The organism is Kitasatospora sp. NPDC058115 (assembly GCF_042884635.1).
In the GTDB taxonomy this organism is placed as follows: domain Bacteria; phylum Actinomycetota; class Actinomycetes; order Streptomycetales; family Streptomycetaceae; genus Kitasatospora.
On sequence record NZ_JBHVTL010000001.1, the window covers coordinates 222,467 to 245,330 of the forward strand.

Annotated in this window: 1 protein-coding gene; it reads right to left on the reverse strand. The window is 75.3% G+C overall.

Annotated features, from left to right (window positions below):
* Positions 1-11: 11 nt before the first annotated feature.
* A complete protein-coding gene (locus ACFVVL_RS00845; RefSeq protein ID WP_387670322.1) occupies positions 12-22,832 on the reverse strand; it encodes an EndoU domain-containing protein in 22,821 nt (7,606 codons plus the stop codon).
* Positions 22,833-22,864 lie beyond the last annotated feature (32 nt).

Here is a 22,864-nt window from a genome sequence, read left to right on the forward strand (position 1 = left end):
GGCCGTGGGGTTCACGCGCCCTGCCCGCCGTTGTCGCCCGACTGCGTCAGGGTGGCGAAGATGCTGTCCTCCAGGCTGTCCAGCGGCTCCAGGGGCGCGTGCTGCGGCGGCAACGGCGACGGCGGGGTGGTCACCGGGGGCGCCTGGACCTCCACCCAGGAGTCGTCCGACCGCTCGCTGCGGGAATCCGTCAGGTCCGAGTCGACCGACACGTTGTCCGAGTCGTCCCCCAGTCGCACGCCCGGGTGCCGGTAGAAGTCCTCCTCGCCCTCGTAGAGCCGGGCCGTGCGCCAGGAGGTGCCCGAGGCGTCGCGCCCGTGCGGCGGATCGGAGAGGTCCTCCTCGCCCTCGTACAGCCGGGCCGTGCGCCAGGAGGTGCCCGAGGCGTCACGCCCGTGCGGCGGATTCGGCTGGTCCGGCAGGTCCGGCAGGTCCGGCAGGTCCGAGTCGACCGACACGTGATCCGGCTCGTCGCCCAGCCGTTCGCCCGGGTGGCGGTAGAAGGTCGAGGGGTCGAGCGGCCGGCGCGGCGCCGTCACCGTCGAACCGCCCGGGCCCGCCTGCTCGTTCGGCAGGTCCTCCGAGGAGACGCTGCTGCGCCGCGAGGAGCGCGAGGACGAGGAACCGTCCGACACGTGGTCGGCCCGGCGGCCCGGCGGCACCGGCGGCAGCTGCCCCAGGTGCGGCGACTGCCCCGTGGGCTCCGGGTGCTCCGGCGTCGCCCGGTCCAGCCGTCCGGCGTCGTCCTGCGGCAGGTGCGGGGGGATCACTCCGGCGTCCAGGTCCTCGTTCACCACCGGCTCCTGACGCTCACCCTCCTCGACCGCCTCGTGCACGGTGAGGTCGCGAGGCGCTTCCTGCTCCACCACCTCGTTCACCACCGACTCCTGACGCCCGCCCTCCTCCACCACCTCGTCCACCGTGAGGTCACGAGGCGCCTCCTGCTCCAGGTCCCGGACCACCCCGCCGCCGTCCACCGGCTCGCGCCGCACCGTGGTGGTCGTCGCCTCGGTGCCCGGCGGCCTGCTGCCGAGCCGGAAGGAGTGCACGGCGCCCGTGGCCCGGCCCGGGGCGGCCCCGCCCGCCTGCGGCACGGTGGTGGTGCCGGCCACGACGACCATGTCCACCTCGTGCCCGAGCCCCCGGGCCAGCCCGCGCAGCCGCTGTTCCAGTGCGCGGGCCTCCCGCAGGGCCCGCCCCGGCGGCACGTCCAGGGTGATCTCGACCAGCGGCGGCCGGTCGTCGCCCTCCGCCCGGGGGGCCCTCGCCCGGAGCGTGTCCGCCTGGAGGACGGTCGTCCGGACCTCCCGGAGCAGCGTGGACATGGACGTCGCGTCACCGGCGACGACCCTCAGCCTGACGTCCGGAACGGTCGGCCGGTGCAGGCTCAGGTCCGGCTGCCGCTCCCTCGGCGGCTGCGGCGCCTGCCCCTCCCCGTCCTGCTGCTGGACGCCCGGCTGCCGTTGCCGCAGCCGCTCCTGCTCCGACTGCCGCTGGGTCAGCACCTCCCAGTGGGCGTTCAGGTCCCCCACCGTCAGGGTGTCGTCCGCGCCCGCCAGCTCGACCAGGTCCTGGAGACGGCGCCGCTCCACGGGCGGCACCGACCGGCGCCCGGCCGCCTCGCGCAGGCGCTCGAAGGGCGTGCCGTCCGCGCCGTCCGCGGCCAGGTCGATCATCCGGTTCAGGCCCCGCAGCCAGCGCTCGCCCCGCTCGCCCGAGGCGGTGAGCGACTCGGGGAGCAGCTTCCGGGCGACGTGGCCGACCCGCAGGAGCCGGGCGTGGTGGTCCGCCTCGCCGAGGTCCAGCCCCAGCGCCCGCGCCACCGTGGGCAGCGCGTCCCGCGGCGCGCCGTGCAGGCGGAGTTCGCCGTTCTGCGTCTGCTCGTCGAAGCGCAGGAAGGCGTTGTGCGGCACGTCGGCCCTGGTGGTGTCGCCCACGGGGATGTCGATCTCGACCGCCATGAGCTCCTTGCGGGGCAGGGTCCTGCCGTCCTTGTGGTAGACCACCTCCACCTCGACGAATCCCCGGTAACGGGCGGTCGTGGTGGCGATCTTGGCGTTGTTGACGATCTGGCCGCCCTCGACCGTCTCGATGTCGGTGCGGTGCTCGTAGGCGTTGTCGACGTAGAGGCCGCCGCGGAGGGTGGCGAGACCGGCCACGAAGGTGTCGGGGCTGACGCCGCCCGCGGTGAGGCGGTTGGCCACGCGGACCGCGCGCTGGGCCCGGATCCCGTCGGTGACCGAGGTCGTGTTGGTCGGGTTGGCCTCCGTCCTGCTGTCCGTCCGGATGAACTCCAGTTCCCTGACCTTCATCCGGACCTCCACCCGGACGTCGCCGGCCAGGTCGGTCCGGCCCACCACGAGGGTGGAGTTGCCCGGGCCGTCCTTGAGGGTCGGCTCGTCGGGGCGCGGGGGCACGACGCCGCCCTCCGGCACCGGAGCGGCGGGGTCGTGCGGGGTGTGCGGGGTGACGAGCCGGCTGGCGAGCGCCACCGGGTCGATCATCCCCTCCACCATGCCGCGGATCCGGTCCCAGTCGCCCGATCCCAGGAACGCCTCGGCGCCCTCCGTCAGTTGCTGCCGGGCGTGCGGGGTCATCCCGACCGCGCGCACCACGTCGGTGTCGGCCAGGCCGTGCGTCCACACCCGGGCGGGGGGCACCTGGGCGCCCGGGGCCGCGGTGTCCCCGACGACCGGCAGGTCGTCGGTCAGTCCCCGGCGCAGCTCCGCCCCGCGCGGCGCGGTGGCGGCGTCGAAGACCTTCCCCGGGTTGTCCGGCGGATTGCCCGGCACGTTCTCCCTGGTCTCCGCGACGTCGATGACCACGTCCATGCCCAGCTCGCGCCGGAAGTAGGCCCGCTTGGTGACCAGGACGTGCCGGCCCTCGGTGCTGACCAGGTCCCTCCACTCGACCGAGAAGTGCAGGCTCGCCTCTCCGGTGAAGACGTTGCCGACGGGCTTCACCTTGGTGGTGTTGCCGGAGCCGGTGCGGTTGTTCCACGTCTCGCGGGTGCTGTTGCCGGTGGAGACGGCCAACGTGTCACCGGCGTAGAACAGCCCGGTCGACACCGCCACGCCGCCGCGCACCTGCTGGGCGGAGCCGGTGCCGCCGCCGGTCGCCCCGTCGGCCGCCGAGTGACCGTGCTCGACCTGCGTCCCGGTGTTGAACTCGGTGGTCGTGGTGTTCCCGGTGTGGGCCAGCCGCTTGACGGACGCGCCGATCCTGACCGTCACGCCCCCGTCCGCGACCACCAGTTCGCGTCCCGACATCATGGCCTTGAGCTGGTCGTGCAGGTTGTCCGGGCCGAGCGCGTCGTACAGCTTGTGGCGCAGGCCGGACCTGCCCGCCCCGTGCAGCCACTTCTCCAGGTTCCGCCCGCCGAACTCCCCCGGGTCCCCGTTGCCGCGCAGGACGGCCTTCCCGAAGTCGGCCGCCGCCTCCCCGGCGTTCCGGTTGCCGGGCACGTACACGTTGGTGACCACGTCGGAGGAGCCGAGCACGTGGTCCTGCCAGACCCGGTCCGGGACGGTGCGCAGCGTGGTTGCGGTCGGCGCGTCGTACTGCGGGGTGACGACCTCCGCCTCCATGGTGATCGGGCCGAGCTTCGTCGTGCTGGGGATCAGCCCGCCCGCCCAGCCGTGGATCTCCACCCGGTAGTCGACCACGGCGTCGGACACCACGGCCGTGGAGACGTTCTTCGCCCGGTTGACGGCGGTGCCGGAGCTCTGCAGGTTGCCGCCGGTGGCGGTCTCCTGGCGGTAGGAGTAGTCGCCGGTCAGCGTCACTCCGGGATTGCCGCCCTGCTCCTTGCGCACCCGGCCGCTCAGGCCGAGCAGGCCGGTGACCCGGTCCCGGATGTCCCGCATGACGCCGTGGCCGGTCCGGTTCTGGGTGCCGACCTCGAACTCGGCTCCGTTGATCGTGTACTTGACGACGGGTTCCGACCGCAGGGCGGCCCGGACGACCACCTCGGCCGACCAGCCCGGGCCGGCGACCGGCACCTTGAGCACCCCGCCCCGGGTGAGCTGGGACAGCTTGGCCTGCATCGCGTTCGCCCCCAGCTCCTCGCGCAGGGTCCGCTCCAGCGAGTCGGAGACCCCCCCGCGCCACTGGAAGCGGTCCTTGAGCGCCGCGCGGACGTCCTGGTACAGCCGGTCCCCGCCGGGCGTGCCCTCGTCGTTCCGGAAGGCCACCACGGAGGCGGCGCCGAGCTCGTTGCGCGGCAGGACGGTCGGGGTGTCGGTCGCCGCCCTGGTGTGGGCCTTCACGCTGTACTCGGCGCTGATGTCCCCGGTGACGGGGGGCGTGTCGTGCAGGCCGCCCTCCAGGACCACCGTCAGCCTCATCGTCCCGCGGTGGACGTCCTGCTCCTCGCGCATCTTGCTGTTCGCGTAGAGCTTGTCGTTGGCGTCGGAGCGGACGCCGCCGCGGACCCTGATCTCCTGGCTGAGCTGCACCTGGCCGGCGGGCATCTCCCGGACCGGGGCGTAGCCGACGGCCCCCTGCTTGATGTCGAACCGGCTGGTGTACCGCTGCTCCGTGGTGAAGGAGCTGGACTCGTTCTGCCGGCTGAGGTCGGCGGCCTTGCTCCGCCGGACCAGCTGGGTGTCGACGAGCTCGGCCCTGACGGTCACCTTGACGCCGCGCTGCGCCAGCGCGGCGAGCGCACCGGTCAGCTTGTCCCGGTCGAAGGCGGTCAGCTCGAACGCGTCCCCGCGGCTCATCGCGCCGAGCTTGGAGGCCAGCGAGGGCTGGGTGAGGACCTGCATCACCTCCGCGCGGATCTGCGGCCACAGGTTCCCGTACCGCCGCTTGCCGGTCTCCTCCAGCGTCCGGCGGACGTCGTCGAGCGGGCCGATGTCGCGGATGACGGCGGACTCCGGCAGGCGCCGGCGCCCGGGCACGGGGGCCGCCGTCACCTCGTTCACCAGCAGGTCCGACTGCGGCATCAGCGTCCGGAACCCGAGCGGCACCCGGACCGGGTCGCCCAGCCGCTCGTCCCCCCGGTGGACGACCACCTCCAGGTAGCCGTCCCCGTCGAGGACCGCGCCGTTCTCCTTGGTCTTGGTGGTGACCGCGGTCTCCAGCGTGCGGCCCGTCACGACGACCTTGTCCCGGCCCCACCGCTTCCCGAAGCCGGCGGAGACGTTCACCTCGTCGGTGCCGATCCGGCCGCCGCCCTGGAGCTGCAGGAAGCCGCTCACCACCTTGCGCCGGAGCCGGGTCACGACCGAGCCGGCGCCGGTGTTGAACTCGGTGTCCTTGGTGGTCGCCACCAGGCGCATGCCGAGGCTGCCGGCCCTCACCTCGGCCCAGACGTCGCTGCCGGGCACCCGGACGATCACCGACTCGCCGTTCGTCAGGCCCTTGAAGTCCTGCTGGAGGCGCCGGAAGCCGAACTCGGCCACCAGCCGGTCCGACAGGGTGCTCCCGTGGAACCCCAGCGCCTCCTCGGCCCGGGCGATCCGCTCGGCGGCGGCCTTCTCCCGGTCGGCGCGCTCGCGGCGGGCGGTGGCGTCGAGAGCGGCGTCGTCCTCGGGGGTCCGCTCGCGGACGGTCCGCTCGTGGACCTCCTTCTCGTCGAGGACGCTCCGGCGCAGCGCCTCGACCACGCCCACCATGGCCTGCCGGTGCGTCGGCAGGTCGTCGGTCCGCAGCGGGCCGAGGTTCCCCAGCTCCGTGGACCCGCCGGCGGCCTGGCGCGCCGCCGCATGCACCTGCGGCTCGCCCTTGACGTGGACGTCCAGCATGATGTTCGAGGAGTGCAGCCGCTTCTGCGCCAGCAGAGCCGGGTCGAGCTCGCCCAGCAGGTTCGCCCGGATGTCGGACTCGGCGGGGGGCCGGGTCTCGCGCTGCGGGACGCCGACCTCCAGCGGCGTCGTCAGGAGCCGTGCGTCGTCCGGGTCCAGCCGGGGCGGCAGGGACTCGGTCTCCCGCTCGCCCTTGGGCCGGTAGCCGACGTCGACGAGCAGCTTCCCGCGGAAGACCTCGGTGACCTCGGTGGTCTTGGCGCGCGAGAAGAACTTCGAACTGGTCGTCAGCTCGTCGGCGTGCGCCCGGTCGCGGTTGACGCCGAAGGCGTCCAGCGCCGCCCGCACGACCTTGAAGGCGTCGCCCCGCCCCTGGATGCCCAGGCCGAACGAGCGGCTCGCGCCCTTCGTCCCGCCGAGCGTCACCACCCGGTCGCCGCCGCCCTCGTACTCGAACTTCGCCTTCTGGGAGTGGTGCACCAGGCCCGCCACCTCGCCGCGCAGGGTGATGGTCCCCTGGTGGGCGTCGGTCCCGACCGGGATGTGCAGGACGTCGCCGCGCGACAGCGCCGAGACGAGGGCGCGCAGGCTGGTGCCGCTGAAGACGCTCTCGGCGAGCGCCCGGGCGAAGGACGCCCGGTTCGGGGTCCCGGCGGGGAGGGCCTCCTCGATCTTCGCGCCGAGCTTCGCGACCAGCACGGTGTCCGGCTCGCCGAGGCTGGTCACCATGTGCGCGCCGGAGAGCACTCCGCGGTCGAGGACGGACTTCGGCGGCCGGGGGCCCGGGTCGACGACGGCGTCGGCGCCGACGAGGGCCTCGGCGGCGTGGACCGGTGCCGGGACGATCGTGAGGTTCTCGTTCCCGCCCGGGGCGCCGGGGTTCTCGTTCCCGTTCGGAAGGAGGGCGTCCTCGTTCCCGTTCGGGAGGCCGGAGCCCTCGCCGCCGTCCCGCGCGACGCGCTTCCCCTCGCGGATCTCCGCGGCGCGGCGCCGCGCTTCCTCCAGTTGCTCGGGCGTCCTCGGCTCGTCCTCGGAGTCCTCGTCCTCGTCGGACGGGCGGCGCACGACCTCGACCTCGTCCTCGTCCTCGTCGGACGGGCGGCGCACGGCCTCGTCCTCGTCGGCCGTGGACTTCGCCTCCGCCTCCTCGTCGGCCCTGCGCTTCTCCTCGGCGCGGCGCCGCACCTCGGACGCCTCCTCGGCCGTCTCCCGCAGGAGGCGTTCGTGCTCCTGGCGGCGCTCGGCGGCGGCGACGGTCGAGTAGCCCTCGCGCTCGTCGTGGTCGAGCCGGACCGGGCGCCCGCCCGCGGGGCCGAACTCCAGGACCGTCTCGTGCTCGTTCCGGACCTCCACCAGGCTGACCCGCAGGTCCAGCGCGGCGGCCGTGAGCACGGCGAAGGCGTCCCGCACGGTGCGCGGGTCGTGCACGCCCTCCCAGCCCTGCTCCCGGTGGGCGGCGAGCTGTCGGTGCGGATCCTGCACGAAGACCGTCCAGTCCACCGGCTCGTACCCCGTCCGGCGGGCCCAGGCGGTGTACAGCTCGTACGCCTCCCGCCCCAGCTCCGGCTCGTCCCGGAACCGTGCCTCGACCAGCTCCTGCAACGCCCGTTCCGCGGCGGCCGGTTCGGCGGCCAGCCGCCCGGCCTCCTCGTCGCCGAACAGCCGCCGCAGCAGCCCCGGGTCGTCCTCGACGAGGGCGCGCAGCATCGACGCACCGGCCGGCTCCTCGTCCGGCCGGACGGCGTTGCGGGCGACGAGGCCGACGGCACTCACCGGGGCGTCGTCGGCGGGCGGGCCGGGGTGCTGCTGGGAGGTGGGGAACGCTCCGGGGGCCGGCGCGAGCGGCGGTACGTGGAGCTGCGGGAGGTCCCGCTGGTCGCCGATGCCGCGGTAGGAGATGATCCGGCCGTCGACGACCTCGATCTCCAGGTGGACGCCGTGGAACTCGTCGTAGATCACGGCGGTGTCCCGCGGGCCGAGCCCGTGGCGCTCGACGAGCCGGGACACCGCCCAGCGCGCGTCGCGGGCGGTCCATTCGCGGGGCAGGCTCTGGTCGGCGGGCAGGCCGCGCGGGTCCAGGTCCAGGGCCGTCCGGGTGAACCGGAAGTCCATGGCGTCGACGGCCCGCTGGGTCTGCCGGTCCGTCCCGGCGGTGACGGCGGGCGGCTGCTCGCCCGGCCGCAGCGGGCCGGGTTCGCGCAGGTCCGCGGGGACGCGCGGGGCGCCCTCGGTGGTGTGCAGGTCCGCGAGCACGTCCACCCGGGTGGGGGCGGACTCCTCCAGGCGGGAGGCCGTCTCGTTGAACACGTCGAGGTCGTCGCGGTGGGCGAGCGGACCGAGCAGGAGCCGCAGGCTCTCGGCGGTGTCGACCACCAGCAGCTCGGCGGGCTCCGGCAGGGAGTCCCGGTCGACGATCACCCGGGCGTAGGGGTCCGGGTGGTCCTCGTGGAAGTCGAGGCGGACGCTGACCAGGGCCTCCGGCATTCCGTCGGCGTCCGCGGTCTCCCGCACGCGCTCGCGGACGTAGGCGTCCACCCGGCGCTGGAGTTCGCCGGTGGCGGCGTGCCGTTCGGCGGTGGTCAGGTGGCCCTCGACGGTCACGTTGACGGGGAGGACGATCTCCAGGCCCAGCTGTCCGGAGTCGAACAGCACCCGGGAGACGGTCAGCGTGCGGCCGTCCAGGTCGAGTTCGGGGCCCCGGGCGGTGTGCCGCACCCGGTGGTCGTCCCAGGCCCGCAGGGGCGGCGCGGGCTGGTCCGCGGCCGGGCGGTGGGCCAGGTGGGCACCGTCGCGGGAGAGCCCCTCGATGCGGACGCCGTCGGCCTCGCCCACCCAGTAGTACGTCCGGCCGTCCTCCAGGAGGACCCGCCGCTCGACGGGGACGCTGTCGTGCGCCTCGTCGACGCGGTCCAGCAGTTCCGCGGAGGACCAGCTCCGCGGGTACATGGTGCGCAGGCCGTCGTCGTCGTCCCGGACCCGCCAGCGGGTCGGGAAGTCGGCGAGCGGGGAGGTCGGCGCGACGGTCGGGTCGAGGAAGGCGGCCCGGGCCCGGTAGGTGCCGTTGTGGATCGGGGGCTCGGTCTCGACGATCCGGGCGCCGTGGGCCAGCAGTGCGCTCTGCGCGTCGGCCGGCGGGAGGCCGAGCTCGTGGTGCAGCCCGGTGAGGTTCCGGCGGTCGCCGTAGCGCGCGATGTCCTCGGCGCGCTGGCCGAACGTCCCGTAGCCCCGGGCGGGATCGTCGGGGGTGGGGCGGTGGGGGGCGTGGCGCGGCGGGTCGACGTCCGGCTGCTCGTCGCTCGGGCGGAAGGAGAGGAACTCCCCGGCGCGGATCTCGCCCTCGATCCGGACCCCGGCGTACTCACCGGTCCACCGGTGACGGCTGCCGCCCAGGTGCACGATGTCATTGGTGCCCAGGGCGTGCAGGTACGCCTGCTCCGCCGCGTACACCGCGTCCTCACTGGTCCAGTTGCGCGGGAACATCCGGCGCCGGCCGCTCCCGGGAACGATCAGGTCGTCCGCGGCCGCCGAGACCGCGTCCAGCCGCCGGGGCCTCGGCAGGGTCGAGGCACCCTCCCCCGAGAAGTCGGCCACCACCACACCGTTGCGCTCCACCCGCAGCACCCGCCCCGGCCCCGTACGGTCCGAACCCGCCGGAGGCAGCAGATGGCCACCCGGGTTACGGGTGTCACCGAAGGTCGACGTCTGCAGGGCGTCCCGCCCGAAGGCGGCCCGACGCGGCAGGTCACCCCGCACCGGCGCCCCCGGCCCCGTCTCCGGACCGAAGGCGTCCTCGATCGCCCGGCCCAGCTCCCGCAGGTGCCGCGGCGCGAGCGTGAACCGGAAGTCCGTGTCGTCGGAGATGATCCCGGCGTCCTGGTCGAAGCGGATCCGGTTGTTGCCGGCGTGGGTGCCGCCCATCAAGGTGCCGTCGAGGTGCGAGGGCCGGGGGCGGATCTCCCGCACCACGACCGAGGACTCGCCGTCCTCGTCGGTCGTCTCCACCCGGACGCGCCGCTCCCGGTACTCGTCGGGCAGGCCGAGCAGGTGGCCGAACTCGTGCGCCAGCACGGTCCGTTCGGTGTCCAGGCCCCAGAGGCCCGAGTGCTCGCGGATCCGTTCCCCCGGGGCGGGGGTCCGGACCTCCACCTGGTGGTGCGCCCGGCCCGGGTCGTCGGTGAACTCGACCCGCACCACCAGGGCATCGCCGTCGGGAAGGCGGTGGCCGGTGTTGTAGTACTCGTCGACGCCCTGCCGGGCGCGCCGGCGCAGGTTCCGCAGGGCCGCGCTGTGGTCCTCGCCGGCCGGCAGGCCGGAGGTGTCGAGGTGGATCCGCACCACGACCTCGACCGCCGGCCGGCCGTCCACCAGGACGGCGCGGTTGGCCTGGAAGCCGCGGAGGCGGGTCGCCGTGCTGCTGTGCAGCGCCGGGTCGGCCGGCGCCTCGACCTCGACCGTCCGCAGGACCCGGACGATCGCCAGGTTCGGCGGCGGCGCCTCGTGGGCCGGGCGCACCCGGCCCGGCGCACCGTCGCTGTCCGGGCGGGAGTCCATGTCGGCGTCGGCGTCGGTGTCGGTGTCGTGGACCGACTCCATGTCCACGGACCGGGTGTCGGAGCCGTCGTGCACCGACTCCATGTCCTCGTCCCCGGGCTCCCGGTCCAGGTCCAGGTCCATGGCCTCGTCCTCGTCGACGCGGTGACGGCCGTCGAAGGGACCGGACTCGTCCTCGCCCCCCGGGGTGCGCGGCAGCGAACCGCCGTCGTAACCGAGCGTGCGCGGCAGCGACCCGCCGTCGTAGCCGGGCGTGCGCGGCAGCGACCCGCCGTCGTAACCGGGCGTGGTGGGCCACCCGTCGCTGTCGTCACCCGGCGTCCTCGGCCAGGTGCCGTCCTCGCCCCCCGGGGTGCGCGGCGGCGAACCGCCGTCCGACTCCGGCGGGCCGGGCGCGAACAGCCGCTCGGCCGGGCCCGGGACGACCTGGCGTCCGGTGCCGCGCTCCGGCAGCCGGACGGTGAACTGGGGCGGTGGGGTGTGGCCCTCGACGAGGGCGAAGTCGACGATCCGGTACTGCTCGTCCCGCATCACGGTGATCTCGGCACCGGCGAAGACCACCCGCACCCGGAACCCGCCCTCGACCAGTTCCTCCTCCCCCGTCCGCCGGCCGTTGGCGGCCGCGAAGAGGCGCTCCGCCGCCGTCCACTCCCGGGGCAGGCCGCGACCGGCGTCGGCGCGCAGCTCCGGGCTGACGTGGCCGGGCGGCACCGGGCTGAGGGACATCGCGTCGATGGTGGCGGGGCGCCGGCCGGCGCCGGAGGCCGTCGGCTCGGTGAGCGGGGCGGACCTCGGCGCGTCCGGCGGCAGGACGACACCGGGCTGGTCGTCCGTCGGACGGTGGATCAGGTGCCGGCCGTCCCGGGTGAGGCCCTCGATCCGGACGCCGTCGTCGCTGACACCGGTCCAGTGGACGGCGCCGTTCACCCGGCGGTCGTCGGCCCGGTCGCGGTTGCGGTGGGCCTCCTCGACGGCGTCCAGGACGTGGTCGGCGTGCCACTCCCGCGGGTAGAAGGTGTTGGACGGGCTGTCGGCGCGCACGTGCCAGCGGGACGGGAACGCCTCCGCCGGGGCCCGCGGAGCGACCACCGGGTCGAGGAACCAGACCTGGGCGCGGTAGGTCCCGTTGGGGTGGGCGGCGAAGGGGGTCCCGATCCGGATGCCCCGGCGCTGGCCGGCCTGGTCGACCAGGGAGGCGGTCCCGTCACCGGCCCAGGACCGCTCCGGCGGCTGGTGGTGGACGCCGGTGAGGGTCTGCCGGTCGCCGTAGCGCACCAGGTCGCCGGACCGATGGTCGAAGCCGGTCGGGAACGGGTGCCACGGAAGGTGCGAGGCCACGCCCAGACCGCTCTGGTCGTCGGACGGGCGGAAGGCGACGATCTCGGGGACCTCGACCCGGTGGCCCTCGGCCCGGTGCTCGGCCCGCAGGTCGACCCGGCCCTCGATCCGCACGCCGCCGTACTCGCCGGTCCACGTCCAGGAGTTCGGGCCGCGCTCGGTGAACGCGTCACCGCCCCGGCGCAGCGCGTGCTGGTAGGCCTGTTCCGCCGCGTAGACCGCGTCGTCGGCCGACCAGTGCTCCGGGAACATGGTGCGCCCCCGGGCCCGGGCCGCCGCCGACACGTCCAGGTCGCCCGCCGGCCCGGCCGGGTCGGCGCCCACGCCGTCGGCCGGGCCGCCGAACACCCGGAAGGTGCCGTTGCGGTTCTCCGAGCCCGGGATCCGGGTCGGCTGCGGCCGGTCGGCGCCGGGTGGCGGGAACAGGTGGCCGCCGCCGTCGCGCCCGCCGCCGAAGGTGCGCCGGCCGGTGCCGCCGAGGTCGCCGTACAGCGCGATGCGCCGGGCGTCCGCGTTCACCCGGGGCCGCGGCGGGCGGGTGCCGTCCCCGGCGGGCCCGCGGTCCGTGCCGAAGGCGGTGTCGATCACGGAGCCCAGCTGCCACAGGTTGCGCGCGCGCAGGACCGGGCGGGGGTCGGGGACGCCCGGGACGGACGCCCGGTAGTTGGTGTCGACGGCGGTCCGGTGGCGGCGGTCGCGGGTGTAGGAGCTCATCAGGCCGCCGTCGAGGGCGACCGGGCGGCGGCGGTCGGGGCGGGAGGTGCTCTCCCGGTACTCGTCGGCCAGTCCGAGGTGGTGGCCGAGCTCGTGGACCAGGGTCGTGGCCGGGGTTCCGAGGTCCCACCGGTCGTGGCCGGCCCGGATCGGGTCCGGGTGGACCTCGACGGTGCGGTGCGCGGCGGCGGGGTCGGGCACGAACTCCACCCGTACCCGCAGCCGGTCGCCGCTGGGCAGCCGCTGGTCGCCGTTGTGGGTCTCGGCCAGCCCGGCACGGGCCCGGTCGACCAGTTCGTCGAGCCGGCGCACGGTGCGCGGGTCCGCCAGGTCCAGCCGGCTGACGTCCAGGTGCACCCGGACGGTCACCACCGACTCGGTGTCACCGTCGGCGAGCCTGATCCGGCTCACCGAGAACCGCTGGAGCTCACGGGCGTCCAGGGCGTGGTCGAAGGGGTCCGTCGGTGGGCGGACCTCCCGGGTCGCGAGCAGCTGGTGCGGCTCGGGGCGGCGGCCGGTCAGCTGCTGCGGCATGCGCTGGTCCGGCTGGCCCCAGAAGTCGGTGATGCGGCCGTTCTCCGTCCGCACCGTCAGCCGCACCCCGCCGAAGGTGCCGTGGCGCAGCTCGGGCGCGGCGGTGCCGCCGGGCGGCACCGGTCCAGCCGGGACGCGGTGCGCCGAGCCCGCGACCACGCTCGCGGCGTAGCGGGCCTCGTCGGCGGTCCACTCGCGCGGCAGGTTGCGGCCCTCGGTCGGGTGGTCCCAGGCGTCGGCCGTGAAGAACTGCCGACGGCCGTCGAGCATCCCCTCGCCGGACACGGTGCGCGGCGGTTCCGGCGCCTGGGGCTGCCGCTCGGAGGCCAGGACCTCGGCCAGCCGGCCGGTGCCCGCGGCCTCGTGCAGCCGGGGCACGGCCTGCTGGACGGTGGGGTCCTGCCCGGGCACGAGCCGGACCTCGGTGGCGTCGGTGTCCCGGGTGAACTCCAGCCGGAGTTCCAGGCGGGTGGGGCTGCCGGCCCGGTGGCCGTCCAGGTACTCCTCGGCGGACGCCCGCAGCGCGGCCTGGGCCTGCCGCAGGTCGGCGGCGGTGGTGCCCTCCGTGCCCACCAGCCGGACCCGGGCGGTGACCCGCAGGACCTCCGAGCCGTCGAACATGAGGTCGCGGCGGACCCGCACCGGCCCGAGGCCGTTCAGCGCGACGTCCTCGCCCCGGCGGGCCGTCGTCGCGGCGGGGCCGTGGTAGTCCGGGTTGTCGTAGCCCTGGTACGGGGCGGGGCGGTGGTAGTAGAGGGTGCCGTCGGGCCCGAACCGGCCCTCGATCCAGACGCCCTCGGACTCGCCGAGCACCACCCGCGAGCCGTCGCCCTCGTGACGGACGAGGACGGGGTGGCCGAGCGCGGCGGTGACGTGCGCGGCGAGATCGGCCTCGCCCCAGTGCTCGGGGTAGTACACGGTGCCGGGGTCGAGCGCGGAGCGGTGCCAGCGGGAGGGGAGCTGCGCGGCCGGGGCACCGTGGCCGACCGCCGGGTCCAGGTGCACGGCGGCGATCCGGACCGCGCCGCCGGGCAGGACGGTCCGCAGTTGGTCGCCCACCGTGGCGGGCGGGCGGCGCGGGGCGCCGGTCACCGTGCCGTCGAGGTCGGCGGACTGCCAGGCGGAGGCCCCGGCCCGGCGCGGGGCCGCCGTCTCGGAGCTGGTGTGGTGCGGCCCCGCGCCGGGGTCGGGGACGAACGGCGGCACGTGCAGCTGCGGCAGCCCGCGCTGGTCCCCGACACCGGTGACGCGGACGATCTGGGCGTCCTCGACGTGGACCTCGACCATGACGTCGCCGATGGTGCCGCGGACGATCTCGCCGACGGTCGAGCCGTGCCGGCGCTCGTGGTCCTCCAGGATCCGCAGCGCGGCCCAGCGGCTGTCGAGGGCGTTCCACTCGTGGGGCAGGCTCCGGTCGGCGGGCAGGTCGCGCGGGTCGGCGGCGAGCGCCCGCTCGCTGAACCGCACGTCCATGTTCGCCAGGTGCCGCACGCTCTGCTGGTCCCAGCCGGGGACGACGGCGGGCGGCTGCTCGTTCTCCCGCAGCGGGCCGGGTTCGCGCAGGTCGGTGGGGACGCGCGGCCCCCCGTGCACGGCGAGCAGCTGCTCGACCGGGGTCGCGAGGTTGCCCAGTTCCCGGGTCTGCCAGGCGAACACGCGGTGCGGGCCGGAGAGGGCCAGCGGGCCCAGGAGGGATTCCGCGTCCGACAGGCCGTCGGGGCGCAGCAGCATGGAGGAGAAGACCTCGCCGTGCGGCGGGTCGAAGTCGAGCCGGACGGTGACCAGCCGGGGCTGTCCGCCGGGCCCGGCCGCCTCCAGCATCCGCTCCCGGACGTAGGTGTCCACCCGGTGCTGCATCTCGGCCCGGGCGAGCAGGGGCATGTGGGCCGGCAGCGGGCCGTCGACGACCGTGCGCACCGGCACGGTGATCCGCAGGCCCTCCTGCCCGGAGTCGAACAGCACCCGGGCGACCGACAGCGGCTGGGTGCCCAGCCAGACCCGGGTGTCCGGGGAGCTGCCCACCTCGCGACGGGGCTGCCATTCCGCCATGGGCTGGATGTCGGACGGGCGGTGGGCCAGGTGCAGGCCGTCGCGGGAGAGCCCCTCGATGCGGACGCCGTAGGCCTCGCCCGCCCAGTGGTAGGTCCGGCCGTCCGCCCGGTAGATCCGCCGCTCGACGGGGACGCTGTCGTGCGCGGCGTCGACGGCGACGGACAGGCCGTCGGCCGTCCAGGTCCGCGGGTACATGGTGCGCCCGGTCCCGGAGCTGCGGAAGCGCCAGCGGGTCGGGAAGTCGGCGAGCGGGGAGGTCGGCGCGACGGTCGGGTCGAGGAAGGCGGCCCGGGCCCGGTAGGTGCCGTTGTGGATCGGCGGGCTGGTCTCGACGATCCGGGCGCCGTGGGCCCGCAGCGCGCTCTGCGCGTCGGCCGGGGAGAGGCCGAGCTCGTGGTGCAGTCCGGTGAGGTGCTGGCGGTCGCCGTAGCGCGCGATGTCCTCGGCGCGCTGGCCGAACGCGCCGAAGACGCCGTCGAGGTCGTGGCGGTGGGGGGCGTGGCGCGGCGGGTCGACGTCCGGCTGACGGTCCGACGGGCGGAAGGAGAGGAACTCCCCGGCGCGGATCTCACCCTCGATCCGGACCCCGGCGTACTCACCGGTCCACCGGTGACGGCTGCCGCCCAGGTGCACGATGTCATTGGTGCCCAGGGCGTGCAGGTACGCCTGCTCCGCCGCGTACACCGCGTCCTCACTGGTCCAGTTGCGCGGGAACATCCGGCGCCGGCCGCTGCCGGGAACGATCAGGTCGTCCGCGGCCGCCGAGACCGCGTCCAGCCGCCGGGGCCTCGGCAGGGTCGAGACACCCTCCCCCGAGAAGTCGGCCACCAGCACACCGTTGCGCTCCACCCGCAGCACCCGCCCCGGCCCCGTACGGTCCGAACCCGCCGGAGGCAGCAGATGGCCACCCGGGTTGCGGGTGTCACCGAAGGTCGACGTCTGCAGGGCGTCCCGCCCGAAGGCGGCCCGACGCGGCAGGTCACCCCTCACCGGCGCCCCCGGCCCCGGACCGAGCGCGTCCTCGATCGCCCGGCCCAGCTCCCGCAGGTGCCGCGGCGCGAGCGCGTCGGGCACGACGGTCCCGTCCGACATGAGCCCCGCGTCCTGGTCGAACCGGACCCGCCCGCGGGTCCGCGTGGCGCTGCCCATCAGGCTGGCGTCGGCCGTGACCGGCCGGGGGTGGATCGGGTCCTCGACGACGACGGTGTCGCCGTTCCCGTCGGTCCCCTCCTCGCGGACGCGCCGCTCCCGGTACTCGTCGGGCAGGCCGAGCAGATGGCCGAACTCGTGCGCCAGGGTCCGTTCGGTGCTGCCCAGGTGCCACTCGTCCTGGGCCTCGCGCCCGGTCCCCTCCAGGACCTCGACCCGGTGGTGCGCCCGGTCGGCGTCGACGAACTCGACCCGGGTGACCAGGATGTCGCCGTTCGGCAGCCGGTGCCCGGTGTTGTAGTAGCGGTCGATCCCGCGCTGTGCGCGTTCCTGCAGCTCCTGGACGGCCCGGTCGCGGTCCGGGGTGTGCGGCAGGCCCGCGGCGTCGAGGTGGATCCGCACCACGAGCTCGACCGCCGGGCGGCCGTCCACCAGGACGCCGCGGGCGACCTGGAAGCGGCGCAGGAAGGTGGAGTCGCTGAGGTGGCGCGCCGGGTCGGCGGGCGGGCGGACCTCGACCGGGTCGCGGAGCTCGGCGAACCGCAGGTCCGGTGCCGGTGCCTCGTCGGCCGGGCGCACCCGGCGCGGCGGCTGCGGCAGGGGCTGGTCGAGGTCCATCTGCCCGGTGGCCGGGTGGGCGTCGTCGAAGGTGCCGTCCCACTCCATCGACTCGTCCTCGGCGATGAGGTCCAGGGTGTCCGCGCGGGACACCTCGGACATCGCGTCGTCGGCCTCCTCGGAGCCGTCCTCGGAGTCCTCGTCCTCGCCGCGCCGCGAGGAGGTGTCGGAGTCCTCCTCCGACCCGGGGTCGTGCGGCGCGCGGCGGGGCTGTTCCGCACCACCGGCGGGGGCCTTCGGCCGGCGGGTGCCGCGCTCGGGCACCGGCACGTCGAGCTGGGCGGGCGGGGTGTGGCCGTCCCGGACCGAGAAGTCGGTGACCTTGCCGTCCGCGTCCCGCAGCACGGTGATCTCGACGCCGGCGAAGACCACCGTGCCGCGGGTGCCGCCGTCGTCGAGAGCCGTGTCGTCGCCGAGCCTGCGGCCCTTGTGCACGGCGTGGCGCTGTTCCTCGGCCGTCCACTGCGCGGGCAGGCCGCGCCCGGCGTCGGCGCTCAGGTGCGGGCTGAACGCGTCGTCGGGCACCGTGCCGGGCGGCATGCCGGAGGTGACGGCCGGACGCCTGCCGGTCCCGGGCAGCCCGGGCTCGGTGAGCGGCGCGGACCTCGGCGCGTCCGGCGGCAGGACGACACCGGGCTGCTCGTCCGCCGGACGGTGCGCCACGTGCCGGCCGTCGCGGGTGATCCCCTCGATCCGGACGCCCTCGCCGATGCCGGTCCAGTGGACCGCGCCGTCGACGACGCGGTCGCCCGCCCGGTCGCGGGCCGTGTAGGCCGCGTCGACGGCCCGGAGGACCAGCGCGGGCCGCCAGTTCTCCGGGTAGAAGGTGTTGAGCGGGTGGTCCGCGCGCTTGAACCAGCGTGAGTCGAACGCCGCCATCGGGGCGGCCGGGTTCACCGCCGGGTCGAGGTACCAGACGGTGGCGCGGTAGGTCCCGTTGGGGTGGACCGACGTGTGGGCGCCGATCCTGACGCCCATCCGCCGGCCGGCCAGCTGCCCGTCGGGCGAGGCCGACCCCACGGCCCCGGACTGGCTCGGCGGCTGGTGGTGGACGCCGCTCAGGGTCCGGCGGTCGCCGTAGCGCAGCACGTCCGCGGCCCGCTGGTCGAAGGTGTCGGGCTGCGGGTGCCAGGGCAGGTGCGGGGCGGGGCCGAGTCCGCCCTGGTCGTCGGACGGCTTGAAGGCGACGATCTCCGCCACCCGGACCGGGCCGCGGGGGCCCTGCTCGGTGCGGACCTCGATCCGCCCGTCGATCCGCACCCCGCCGTACTCGCCGGTCCACGTCCAGGAGTTCGGACCGGACTCGGTGAACGCCCCGTCGCCCCGGCGGCGGGCGTGCTGGTAGGCCTGCTCGGCCGCGTAGGTCGCGTCGTCGGCCGACCAGTGCTCGGGGAACATGGTGCGCCCGCGGGCCCGGACCGCCGCCGACACGTCCAGCTCGCCCGCCAGCCGGTGCTGACCGGCGCCCACGCCGTCGGCCGGGCCGCCGAGGACCCGGAAGGTGCCGTTGCGGTTCTCCGAGCCCGGGATCCTGGTCGGCCGCGGATCGCCGGAGCCGGGCGGCGGGAACAGGTGGCCCCCGCCGTCGCGTCCGCCGCCCGGCAACCGCATGCTGTCGCGGTTCAGGCTGCCGTGCAGCGCGATGCGCCGGGCGTCCGGGTTCATCCGGGGCCGCGACGGGTGGGTGCTCTCCGGACCGGGCCCCCGGTCGGCGCCGAAGACCTGGTCGATCACGCCGCCCAGGTGCCGCAGGTTGCGGGCGCGCAGCACCGGCTGCGGGTGGGTGGTGACCGGGCCGCCGGGCAGGTTGTCCATGTCGATGACGGGCCGGTCGAAGCCGTCGCGGATGTAGGAGCCCAGCAGCCCGCCGTCGAGGTAGACCGGGCGGAACTTGGCGCCGTCGGAGCGCTCGCGGTACTCGTCCGCCAGCCCCAGCATGTGGCCGACCTCGTGGGCGGCGACGACGGCCGAGGTGTTCAGGCCCCAGGTCCGGTGGTCCGCGCGGTCCTGCTGGGCGTGGACCTGCACGGTGTGGTGCGCCTTGGCCGGGTCGGTGACGAACTCGACCCGCACCCGCAGGCGGTCGCCGCTGGGCAGCCGCTGGCCGATGTCGTAGACCTCCGAGACCCCGGTCCGGGTCCGCTTGACCAGCTCCTTGAAGCGCTTCGCGGTGTCCTGGTCCGTGAGGTCCAGCGCCGAGGTGTCCAGGTGCACCCGGACGGTGACCTGCGACTCGGTGTCGCCGTCGGCGAGCCTGATCCGGCTCACCAGGAAGCGCTGCAGCACCCGCTCGTCCATGGTCCGTTCGAGGGCGTCCCGGGGCGGGCGGACCCGGTGGGTCCCGAGCACCTGGTGCTGTTCCGGCCGGGGCGCGGCCAGCTGGTCGGGCATCCGCTGGTCCGGCCGGCCCCAGAAGTCGGTGATGAGCCCGTTCTCCACCCGCACCGTGAGCTTCACCCCGGCGAAGGTGCCGTGACGCAGCTCGGGCGCGGTGCTGCCGCCGGGCGGCACCGGTCCGGCCGGGACGCGGTGCGCCGAGCCCGCGACGACGCTCGCGGCGTAGCGGGCCTCGTCGGCGGTCCACTCGCGCGGCAGGTGGCGGCCCCGGGTCGGGTCGTCCCACACCGACGGCTCGAACAGCGACTTCCGGCCGGCGAGCATCCGCGGGCCGCCGGTGACGGTCTCCGGGGGCGGGGGCGCCTGCTGCTTCAGTGCGGCGAGGGTCGCGGCCGGCCCGTCGGCGTCGGCCCGCTCGTGCAGCCGCGGCACGGCCTGCCGGAGGGTCGGGTCCTGGCCGGGGGCGAGGCGGACCTCGACGGCGTCGCCGTCCTGGGTGAACTCCAGCCGGAGGCGGGTGCGGGCCCCGCCCTCCCCCGGTCCGGCCGCGAACTCCGAGGCGGCCCGCTCCAGCCGCGCCCGGGCGCGCAGCAGCTCCTGCTGCGTCATCTGCTCGCCGCCCACCAGCTTGACCCGGGCGGTGACTTCGAGGCTCTCCGCCCCGTCGTGCATGAGGTCGCGGCGGACCTGCACCGGCCCGAGGCCGGGCGGGCGCACCTCCTCGCCGCGGCTCGCCGTCAGTGTTCCCGGGGCGTCGTAGCGGGGGTTCTGGAGCGACTGGTACGGGGCCGGGCGGTGGCCGAGGAAGCCGCCGTCCGGCAGGTACATGCCCTCGATCCAGACGCCGCCCGACCGGCCCAGCCGGTAGTGGACGCCGTTCGCCTCCCGCTGGAGGATCGGGTCGGCGAGCGCGGTGGTGACGTGGTGCCGGAGCTGGGTCGCGGTCCAGCCCTTGGGGTAGTAGACGGCGCCGGGGTCGAGCACGGAGCGGCTCCACCGCGAGGGGAACGCCGAGGCCGGCGCGCCCGGCCGGACGGCGGCGTCCAGCTCCGCCCGGTGGACGCGGACCGTGCCGTTGGGCAGCACCTCCTGCCACTGGCCGCTCGCGGGGGCCGGCGGGCGGCGCGGGGCGCCCCGGAAGGTGCCGTCCGGTTCGGCGGGGTGCCAGGGGTTGTCCGGGCCGGACCGGAGCGGCGGCGCCGGGGTTTCCTGCGCGACCGGGGCGTCCGGGGCGGCCGCGGCGGTGTCGCCGGCGGGGGTGGGCGGCGGCACGGGCACGTCGGCGTCCGGCTGCGGCTGCGGCTGCGGCGCCCTCGGGTTGGCGCGCTCGCCCGGGGCGGGGGCGGTCTCGTCGCCGACGGGGGTCCGGGGCGGCGCGGCGTCGTCGGTCGCCCGGCTCGGCGCGGTGTCCTGGCCGAGCAGCGCCGAGGCCAGGCTCGTGGTCGGCCGGGGGGCCGGAGGCGCCGGCTCCTGCACCGCGTGGCGGCCGGACCCGTCGGTTCCGGCGGGAAGGTCCTGGGCGGTGCGGTGCGGGACCGCGTGGTCGGTGGAGGCGGTGGGGACGCGTGCGGAGGAGGTCGCGGTGGCGGTCCGCTCGGTGGTGGTCCGCTCGGTGGTGGCCTCGTCCGTCGTGCCGGTCCGCCGGCGGGGGGCGGTCGCCGCGTCGCCCGAGGACTCCGTCGACACCGGGGGCACCGTGCCCGTGCGGCCCGGGGTGCTCCGCTTCGGCGCCTCCGGGGCCCTCTGGTCGGCGGACTTCTGGTCCTGCGCCTTCGGGTCCGGCGCCTTCTGCTCCTGCGGCGTGTGCCCCGGCGTCCTCTGCTCGGACTCCTGCGTCGGCGGCTTGGGCGCGACGGACGGTGCGTCGTCGTCCGACTGGACCTTCACCGGCGCCCCGGCACGCTCCTCGCGCGCCGTCGGCAGGTCCTCGGTGCCGTGGCCGACGGTCCGGGTGAGCGACTCCTGCAGCGCGGCGAGATCGCGGGCGCGCTCGTCCGCCACGAAATCGACGTAGGGCAGCAACTGCTGCATCCACTCGGCGACTTCGGGGTCGGCCGGCGGGGTCCTGACGTCGATGCCCGAGGCGTGCGACAGACCCTTCGCGACGTCGTCCAGCGAGTTGATGCGCAGGCCCCTGGCGAACTCGAAGGCCTCCGGGTGGCCCATCCGGGGCACCGGGAACGGCACGATCTTGCCCGACGCCATGCTGGCGATCGCGGCGAAGCTGATCGGGTGGTAGAGGGGGAAGTACTTGGACGCCCCCTGCTCGACGGCCTTGAACTGGGTCCGCTGGACCAGGTCGGCGTAGCCGTGCATCAGCGGCGCCGCGCCGAGGTGCATGACGTGGCCCATCATCGCGGTCATCATGCCGCCGACGAAGCTGCCCGCGGTGACGGTGAACTCGTGGTTCTCGCCGAAGATGAGGTTGTAGAAGCCCTCGCTGAGCACGTTCTGGGTGCCGGACTGGATGTAGTTGCCGAGCCCCAGGCCGAGCTGGAACATCTTGTTGCCCTGCGTCAGACCGTCGGCGAGGTCCGGCAGGTGCTTGCCCAGGGCACTGACCTGATGGGCGGTCAGCCCCTTGGCGACGTCCTGCTGGAGGACGGTGTCCAGCGCCTCGGCGAGGCCCTCGCTGGCCGCGCCCCTGAGCGGGACGGTCTGCCGCGCCTTGCCCACCCACTTCTCGGCGAACTTCTCGCCCAGCTCGCGGCCGAGCGCCGCGGCCTCCTTCTTCCCGAGCTGCTCGCCCAGGTGCTTGACGAAGGTCTTCTCCATCTCCTTGACGAAGGTGTCGCCGAGCGAGCCCTTGGTGGTCTTGCCGAAGCCCGCCTGGAGCTGCTCGGTGGAGGCCTCCATGAGGTTGCCGAGGTCCCGGGCGAAGGCGCGGGCCTGCGTCTTCTTCAGGGCCTCGTCGGCGAGGCCCTTGGAGGTCTCCTTGCCGATCGTGCCGAGCGCGCCCTTCTCGCCGGACGCCGCGGCCGCCTCGGCGGCGGTCTTCAGCGTCCCCTTGAGGCTCTTCAGCTCGCCGTCCACCAGGTAGTCGCTGAGCTTGTCCGCGAGCAGCCGGCCACCGCTCCTGCCCAGCAGGCGGCCCAGCAGCTTGCCCAGGCCCAGGCCCAGCAGGTCGAGCGGCCCGCCGAGGACACCGCCGATGACGCCGAACAGCACCGCCTGCTTGGTGTACTCCTTGTCGATCTCCTTGCGGTTGCCCTGGCCGATCTGGAGGTTCTGGATGATGCCGTCCATCAGCAGACCGCCGACGATGCCCGAGAAGGTGTGCATCGCGATCGTCTTCAGCAGGTACTTCATCAGGGCCGTCAACGCGGCCTTGGTGAGCAGCTTCTTGAGCACCAGCCCGGAGAGGCTGGTGCCGAAGCTGAACGGCGCCCAGAAGATCGCCAGCGCGATCTCGACCAGCAGCTGCACCAGCTGGGCGATGGCCATCCACTTGGTGTACTCGACCGCGTTGGCCACGTCCCCGGCGCAGTCCGCCAGCGCCTTGGCGGTCTTGCCGGCCGCCGACACGTAGTCGTCCCCGCCGGTCCGGCCGATGAACGAGTTCATCTGGTAGGCGAACGAGGTGGCGGCCTGGCCCTTGAACTGCCGGGCGCAGGAGACCGCGACCCGCTCGATCAGCGCCCGCAGCTCGGGCATCTCCTTGGCCAGCTGCTCGTAGGCGTCCCGGACCTCGCGCAGGTCCCCCTCACGGATCTCCGGCCAGGGCATGCCGGTGATGATCGTGAAGAACCGTGCGGTCGATTCGTTGACCTCGATCGAGGAGTGGGCCACGGGGACTGCCTGCCGTTTCCGGTCGGTGCGCG